Raw genomic sequence first — 7733 nt, 5'->3', positions numbered from 1 at the left:
ATCTTTTTTTGCCATGGTTTTAGTGCATTCTCTTTAAGACGTCTCCGTATTGTTTCATACGAGATACTATCTAAATCGGTTAACGTAACTAATCGCTCTCCAAGTAAAGATAATGTCCATCTAGCGTGACCTGTTGGTGGCTTAGTGCAAACTGTGGCGATTAACGTTGCTTCATCTTTCGCAGAAGTTTTTCTCATTGCACCACTTCGTGCACCTTCATTCAAAGCCGCCGCTAGATTTTCTTCAACAAACTGGCGTTTGACTCGAAATACGGTGGAAGAGCTCACTTGAACTGCTTCACATATTTGCTCTGTTGTATATCTACAACGGTCAGCTTTTAACAAAATAGCAGCACGCTTGTACTTTCGAACATTGACCATGCCTTTTTTGCAATAGTCTACTAATTCTTGTTTTTCTTCTTCTGATAATTCAACAATATACTTTCGGTTCATAACAATATTAAGTAAGTTTATATGAGTTAAAGGATCGTTGATTAGGGTAAAAGTTCATTATGAATAAAGAAGAGTCGCCACTGTTTACAGCAAAGCAAGGTCAGTATTTAGCATTTATTTATTACTACACAAAAGTGAATGGGATTGCGCCTGCTGAAAGTGATTTTGAGCGCTACTTTGGAACCGCATCTTCAAGTGTTCATTCAATGATTTCAGTTCTTAGGAAGAAGAAATTTATAACATCAGTTACTGGAAAAAGCAGGAGTATTGAATTATTGATTGAAAAAGATCAATTACCTGAATTTAAGTAGGGGCAACTGATCAAAATATATGTGAAAGAGTACTAGGTGCTAGGTGCTAGGCAAAATGTACCCGTAGGAATGGCTTTAGCCATGAATTATGTTTTTCAGCATTGCTGGTTCGGTTTTCTTGGTTCGGCAGTAAACTACCTCCTACAATGCTTTTACGTAAGGGTTGTTTTCAAAAACCAACAACCGCACCGCTCGGCTAAAAACTGACAGCTGATGGCTGATGGCTGAAAGCTTTTCAGGCATAAAAAAACCCCAGCAAAACTGCTGGGGTCATAAAAGTGGTACCAGTAGGCGGACTTGAACCGCCACGCCCGAAGGCAACGGATTTTGAATCCGTCATGTCTACCAATTCCATCATACTGGCTTCATTTTTCTTTAACCTTCTAAACACGAGAAGATAAAGAAAAACCACTTTAGAGCAAGAGCTTTTTTAACTGCTTTTGTCTCTATGCCAAGCATTATACAAAGAATGGGTAAGGCAGCAAGCGTTTTGTGCGGCGTCACTGATCAACCGCACAATAATTAAACAAGTTGTTAACTTTAGAGTTTTGGCATCATTCGCGAAACAATCGCCTGACAATCGATATCATGACTCAGGCAGCCGTACTGACTAAACCCTGCACTACTTAAACGACTTTTTACAAACGCATCGGCAATAAGTGGCTCGCCAAATTGTAGTAGTGTTGCTGCTTGCCAAAGTAGCGCGAGCTTCTCTATTATGCGCCGAGCATGCATTTCGAGGTTTGCAGTATCTGTAAGCATACCTTTAAGCTCGTCGAGCTTTATCGCAAAATCGGGGTGCAAACTGCGCGCTTTTTCAAGTTCTTTGATAAGCACCTCAAGTGACTCAGGCTCACGACTGAACACGCGTAAAAGATCAAGGCATTGCACATTACCAGAGCCTTCCCAGATAGAGTTAACCGGTGCTTCTTTATAAAGTCGGCTGGTAATGTTGTCTTGAACATAACCCACGCCACCAATACATTCCATAGCCTCATAAGTGTGCTGCACTGCACGCTTACAGATCCAATATTTACCGATTGCTGTGGCGCTACGTATTAATGCCACTTCATTGCTATCATCTTGGTTATCAAGGGCATTGGCAATACGCATTGAAATGGCTAGTGCAGCCTCTGCTTCGATAGCTAAATCAGCGAGTACATTGAGCATGAGTGGCTGTTGATGCAAGTTTCTACCAAACACACTACGCCCAGCGGTATGCCAAATTGCCTCTTTTACTGCTTGTAACATCAGCGAGCTTGAACCCAACATGCAGTCATAACGAGTTAGAGCAACCATTTGAATAATAGTGGCAATGCCTCGTCCCGACTCGCCGAGTAACCAGCCATGCGCGCCTCTGAATTCAATTTCAGAACTCGCATTTGATTGATTACCTAATTTACTTTTTAAGCGCTGAATATACATGGCATTTTTCTCGCCAGTTTCGAGCCAGCGCGGCACTAAAAAGCAAGATAACTGCTTGTCATCGGTATTAGCGAGTACCAAAAAGGCGTCGCTCATAGGCGCTGAGCAAAACCATTTGTGGCCGGTTAAAGCATATAATTGCCCTGCACCACTTTCATTGATGGCGTCTGCTTTAGTGGTATTAGCCCGAACATCAGAGCCGCCCTGTTTTTCGGTCATCGCCATACCTATGGTGACACCTTTTTTCTCTGTCCAAGGCTTATTGTCAGAATCGTAATGATTTGCCAGTATTTTAGGTAGCCACATAGCCGCTACATTTTCTTGACTCGCAATGGCAGGCACACTAGCAAACGTCATGGTTAATGGGCAACCAGAACCTGGATCAGCATGATTGTGTAGCACCGCCATTACCGCTCTTACAACATGGCTACCGGCTTTCTTTTGCTGCCAAGGCAAAGCGCAGTGCCCTTGCTCTATAGCATGCTGCATTAGCTGATGGTAACTTGGATGATAATCAACTTGGTCTATGCGTTCGCCAAAGCGGCTGTGAGTTGTTAATTCGGGTAAGTGTTTGTTTGCTAAGAACCCAGCTTGCAGTAATACACCTCCCACTTGCTCCCCAAACGCCGTTAAATGCGCAGTTCCCCATTGCCCAGCAAAACGATTTTGCCAGTATTGAAGTACCCTGTCGGCCTCATAGGCGTTGTAGTTTTCAAGTGGTTTGGGTTGATTAAATACTTGGTGAGTTTCGCTTTGAGAAACGGCCATAATTGTGTGCTCATTTTTATTATTTTCTCAACTATAGCAGGTCAGACCTGTTTGTCGACTTGCTAAACGGCCGTTAAGTATTTCTTGTTTGCGAAGGACTTTGCTAAACTACTGCGCAATTTAATTGGACGAGATTGTTTATGTCAGCTGAGTTTCCACGTGCCGGTTTCTGGCGCCGCTTTGCCTCTTTAATCTACGATACCTTGGTTATCATTGCCTTTGCGATGCTGACAACCGTACTGTATTTATTAGCTGTTCAAGGGCTAATTTCTTTAGACTTACTAAGTATTGGTGACGCTGAAGATGTATCTGCTTTCATTCAAAACTCGCCATTACTGTATGGCATTCGCAGTGTGTTATTAGTGATAGTGAGTGTTAGTTTCTTTAGCTATTTTTGGGCTAAGAGCGGCCAAACAATTGGTATGCGCGCATGGCGTTTAAAGGTGCAAACTCTCGATGGTCATTTAATTAGCTGGCATCAAGGCGCACTTAGAGCCATTACTGCACTATTAGGTTTAGGTAACTTAGTGGTGTTGGTCGATTTTAAAAATAAGCGTGCCTTACAAGATTACATCGCAAAAACAGAAGTAATCACCCTTACCAAAGAAGAAAATAAACGTATTTATCGCTCACTTGATTAAGTGATTAAGCAACACAGCAAGCACAAAAAAGCGTGGCTCAAACCACGCTTTTTTTGTGCTTTTTAAACGACTATCAAACTCGTTTATTCAATAGGTAAGTTGCAAACCCTATAAACAGTAGGCTTGGTAACACAGCACCAACCACAGCTGGAATTTGGTAAACCATCACCACAGGACCAAATATCTCATTAGTTAAGTGGAAAGTAATACCGGTTATAACACCCATGATGATACGTGCGCCCATAGTTACTGTGCGAAGCGGGCCGAATATAAACGATAAAGCAACTAACAACATAACGGCGATAGATACAGGCTGCATGATCTTACGCCATAGCGCTAGCTCATAAGTGCTGGTGTCTTGCTCATTTTGCTGCAAATAACCTAAATATGACCAAAGCCCAGTAAACGACAGCGCTTCGGGCTTAACCGACACCACTCCTAATTTTTCGGCGGTCAGTTGCGAGTCGTAAAATTCTTCTTTGTGCTGCTCAGTACTGATCTGCTCTGGCGTGATCATGACTTTATTTACATCACGAAGTAACCAACCATCTTTACGGTTTAATGCTTCTTCTGCTTTGGTAATTTGAGTAAGTTGCAACGATTTATCAAAGTGATACATATGCACGCCACGTAAAGTGCCTTGCTGATCGACATCTTCAATATTAATAAAATTGCTGCCATCTTTCGCCCACACACCTTGCTTAGCATTAAATACATCACCACCATAAATCGCTTGGTTACGTATTTCTTTTGCTTTGAGCTGTGCTTCTGGGGCCCCCCATTCACCTAGCGCCATCATACAAATTGCCATAAACATCGCGGTTTTCATGACTGATGCAATAATTTGCAGGCGTGACATACCCGCCGCTTGCATAACGACCAGCTCACTGTTTGAGGCCAATGCGCCTAAACCTGTTAAGCCACCAATCAAGGCTGCCATTGGGAAGAAGATAACTAAATCACCCGGCATGCTATACAGGGTGTAAATCAGCGCGGTTGCAATATCATAGCTACCACGGCCAACTGATTTTAACTGCTCAATAAACTTAATCAGGGTACTAATACCTACCAGCACCATTAAAGCAAAACCGGTGGTTTGAATTATGCTGCGGCCTAAATACCAGTCGAGTGTTTTCATCATGCGCTTAACTCCCGCTTAGTCACAACTGCCTTTAACCATGCGCCGAGCGGACGACCTTTGATAATCAAGAAACCACCAATAAACAAGGCTGATAAATGGATCCACCATAAGCCAATTGAAGGCGGAATTTTACCATCTTCAACAGCAAACTTAGCTGCATTCAATAAAATGAAGTACCCTAAATACAAACTGATTGCAGGCACCAATTTAGCGAATTTACCTTGGCGCGGATTCACCACACTCAAAGGTACTGCGAGTAAAGTTAATAATGGAATTGAAAGCGGAATAGCTAAACGCCACTGCCACTGTGCAATAGCTTCAGAGGTTTTCATTTTGAATAAATCAAACGTTGGTATAGCTTCTAACTTACGACGCTGGTGCTCTATTTCTTGATCTTGAATTTGCACACTGTAACCATCGAACTCTGTTAAGTTTAACGCAGCAGACTCGCCATCTGTTTCGTAGCGCTTACCATCGTTAAGAACAAGTTGCTGCTCACCGTTATCTTGCTCAATCACCACACCACGCTCTGCATATACTAAACGGGCTAAGTCACCTTTTTCACGATCTGGTAACTGCGCAACAAATACCTTGTGTAGCTCTTTACCGCTATTTTCGATGTTGTGAATGAAGACTACGGCTTTCTCATTCCCCGTTTGCTGAAAACGCCCTGCACGTAATGCCGATAAGCCTGCATCAGCTTTGGCTTGTTCTTTTAATTGATATTCTTGCTCACTGGCCCATGGCGCAACATAAAGTGTCAGCGCCCCAGCTAAAATAGCCATCGCAGTACTTGAGATAAGCGTGACACGAACCACATACCACTCACTGACACCACAGGCTTTGAAAACAGTCATTTCGCTGTCTGCATAAATGCGACTGTAGGCCAAAATAATCCCTAAGAAGATACTCAAAGGCAGAATAAGGGAAGCAAGTTGAGGAAGTTTTAGTGCAATCATCGAAAGCACAAGTTTAGCTGGAAGACCCCCTTCTGAGGCGTCTCCTAAAATAACAACAAACTTTTGAGACACAAAAATAGTCATCAAAGTTAAAAATACGGCGACCTGCGACTTGAAGACTTCAGTGGTCAAATAACGAAAAATTAGCAATGCTCGCCCCTGTTAAACATCGAGTTTCACTGGAATAGTAAGGAATTTTGAGTAAACTAGTTATTTTACTCACTTTATTATATGCCATCAAAGTTAAATATCATACCTAGCAAGAACATATAATCTTGCATAAATGGTGCAGATGGCGTCTATTATGTGATATTGATATTCACATTAAGATAAAGTTCAAAAACACATAAATAGAGTCATAGTTTATGTACTAAGATTAGTGCTATTAAACTAAAAAATGTAAGAAAGGACTCGAAAAAGAATTTCTTACCCTTATAAACTAAGGTTATACGACTCAATATCAGGAGTAACAATGGAATTTAGCGTAAAAAGTGGTAGTCCAGAAAAGCAACGTAGCGCATGTATTGTAGTAGGCGTTTATGAGCCACGTCGTTTATCCCCCATTGGTGAACAATTAGATAAAATCAGTGACGGTTATATCTCAAACTTACTACGCCGTGGTGACCTTGAAGGTAAACCTGGCCAAGTATTGCTATTGCATCATGTACCTAATGTACTGAGCGAGCGTGTATTACTAGTAGGTTGTGGTAAAGAGCGTGAGCTTGATGACAAACAATATAAACAAATCATCTCAAAAACGATTAACACGCTAAACGAAACAGGTTCGATGGAAGCGGTATGCTTTTTAACTGAGCAACACGTTAAAAGCCGTGACACTTATTGGAAAGTACGCCAAGCAGTTGAAACAACTCAAGACTGCTTGTACACCTTCAATCAACTGAAAAGCAAAAAGAGCGACCCACGTCGCCCACTACGTAAAATTGTTTTCAACGTCCCAACGCGTCGCGAGTTAACTATTGGCGAAAGTGCAATTGAGCATGGCTTAGCCATCGCTGCAGGTAGCAAGTTATGTAAAGATGTTGCCAACATGCCGCCAAATATCTGTAACCCTGCTTATTTAGGTGAGCAAGCACAAGAAATTGCTGATAACTTCGATAATGTAAGCGTTGATATTATTGGTGAAGAAAAAATGGCGGAGCTGGGCATGAATTCATACCTAGCGGTTGGCCGTGGTAGTGCTAATGAATCGGTTATGTCGGTGATCAACTATCAAGGTGGCGACAAAGACCAAGCGCCAATCGTATTAGTGGGTAAAGGCTTAACCTTTGACTCAGGTGGTATTTCGATCAAACCAGGCGAAGCCATGGATGAAATGAAATACGACATGGGTGGTGCAGCAGGTGTTATTGGTACTATGCGCGCTTTAGTGCAAATGCAATTACCGATTAACGTTGTCGGTGTTTTAGCAGGTTGTGAAAACATGCCAGGCTCAAACGCTTATCGCCCGGGTGATATCTTAACAACTATGTCGGGGCAAACAGTTGAAGTGTTAAATACCGACGCTGAAGGCCGTTTAGTACTGTGTGATGCACTCACTTATGTTGAGCGCTTTGAACCTGATACCGTTGTCGATGTAGCAACACTGACAGGTGCGTGTATTATCGCGCTGGGTTCACATGCCACAGGTTTACTATCAAACCACAACCCACTTGCCCATGACCTACTAAAAGCGTCTGAGCAAAGTGGCGACCGTGCATGGCAGTTACCTTTATGGGATGACTATCAAGAGCAACTTGAAAGCCCATTCGCTGATTTCACCAACTTAGGTGGCCGTGCTGCAGGTACGATTACAGCGGCATGCTTCTTATCTAAATTCACCAAAAAATACAATTGGGCGCATTTAGATATCGCAGGTACAGCATGGCGCAGCGGCGGTAAAAACAAAGGCGCAACCGGTCGTCCGGTGCCTATGTTGACTCAGTATTTACTGAACCGCGCAGGCGTGAGTGAAGCAAGTCACGATTAAGCCTTACCGTAAGCTTAAAACTAACCCTAAATAAGGCGCCAAATGGCGC

General features: G+C 42.6%; 7 protein-coding genes and 1 tRNA gene. 3 read left to right on the top strand and 5 right to left on the bottom strand.

The window, feature by feature from the left end; genetic code table 11:
• On the bottom strand, positions 1-452 hold a 452-nt coding region (locus HUS61_RS12640; RefSeq protein WP_175082590.1), incomplete at its 3' end, for a helix-turn-helix domain-containing protein.
• 59 nt (positions 453-511) lie between these two features.
• Here HUS61_RS12640 and HUS61_RS12635 point away from each other — a divergent pair.
• A complete protein-coding gene (locus tag HUS61_RS12635; protein WP_175082589.1) occupies positions 512-763 on the top strand; it encodes a LexA family transcriptional regulator in 252 nt (83 codons plus the stop codon).
• Between the two features lie 279 nt (positions 764-1042).
• Here the strand turns inward: HUS61_RS12635 and HUS61_RS12630 are convergent.
• Together HUS61_RS12630 and HUS61_RS12625 are read right to left on the bottom strand one after the other, a co-directional pair.
• Positions 1043-1127 (bottom strand) — tRNA-Leu (locus HUS61_RS12630).
• 176 nt (positions 1128-1303) lie between these two features.
• Entirely contained in the window at positions 1304-2956 is a 1653-nt protein-coding gene (locus HUS61_RS12625; RefSeq protein WP_175082588.1) for an acyl-CoA dehydrogenase family protein, read from the bottom strand.
• Positions 2957-3096: 140 nt separating this feature from the next.
• On the opposite strand from HUS61_RS12625, the gene HUS61_RS12620 reads away from it, so the two are divergent.
• Positions 3097-3597, top strand: a complete 501-nt coding sequence (locus HUS61_RS12620; protein WP_054562713.1) for an RDD family protein — start codon at positions 3097-3099, stop codon at positions 3595-3597.
• Between the two features lie 73 nt (positions 3598-3670).
• Here the strand turns inward: HUS61_RS12620 and lptG are convergent, their stop codons facing one another.
• Entirely contained in the window at positions 3671-4738 is a 1068-nt protein-coding gene (gene lptG, locus HUS61_RS12615) for an LPS export ABC transporter permease LptG (RefSeq protein WP_175082587.1), read from the bottom strand.
• The gene (gene lptF / locus HUS61_RS12610; RefSeq protein WP_062566119.1) at positions 4735-5847 is read right to left on the bottom strand and encodes an LPS export ABC transporter permease LptF; all 1113 of its coding nucleotides are present in this window, start codon (positions 5845-5847) and stop codon (positions 4735-4737) included. The genes lptG and lptF overlap by 4 nt, the downstream gene beginning before the upstream one ends.
• A gap of 322 nt (positions 5848-6169) precedes the next feature.
• Here lptF and pepA point away from each other — a divergent pair, with 322 nt between their 5' ends.
• A complete protein-coding gene (gene pepA / locus HUS61_RS12605) occupies positions 6170-7684 on the top strand; it encodes a leucyl aminopeptidase (protein ID WP_054552638.1) in 1515 nt (504 codons plus the stop codon).
• Positions 7685-7733 lie beyond the last annotated feature (49 nt).

It is taken from the genome of Pseudoalteromonas sp. 0802 (assembly GCF_013350085.1).
Classification (GTDB): Bacteria; Pseudomonadota; Gammaproteobacteria; order Enterobacterales; family Alteromonadaceae; genus Pseudoalteromonas.
This window is presented reverse-complemented; position numbering and strand designations above follow the sequence as displayed.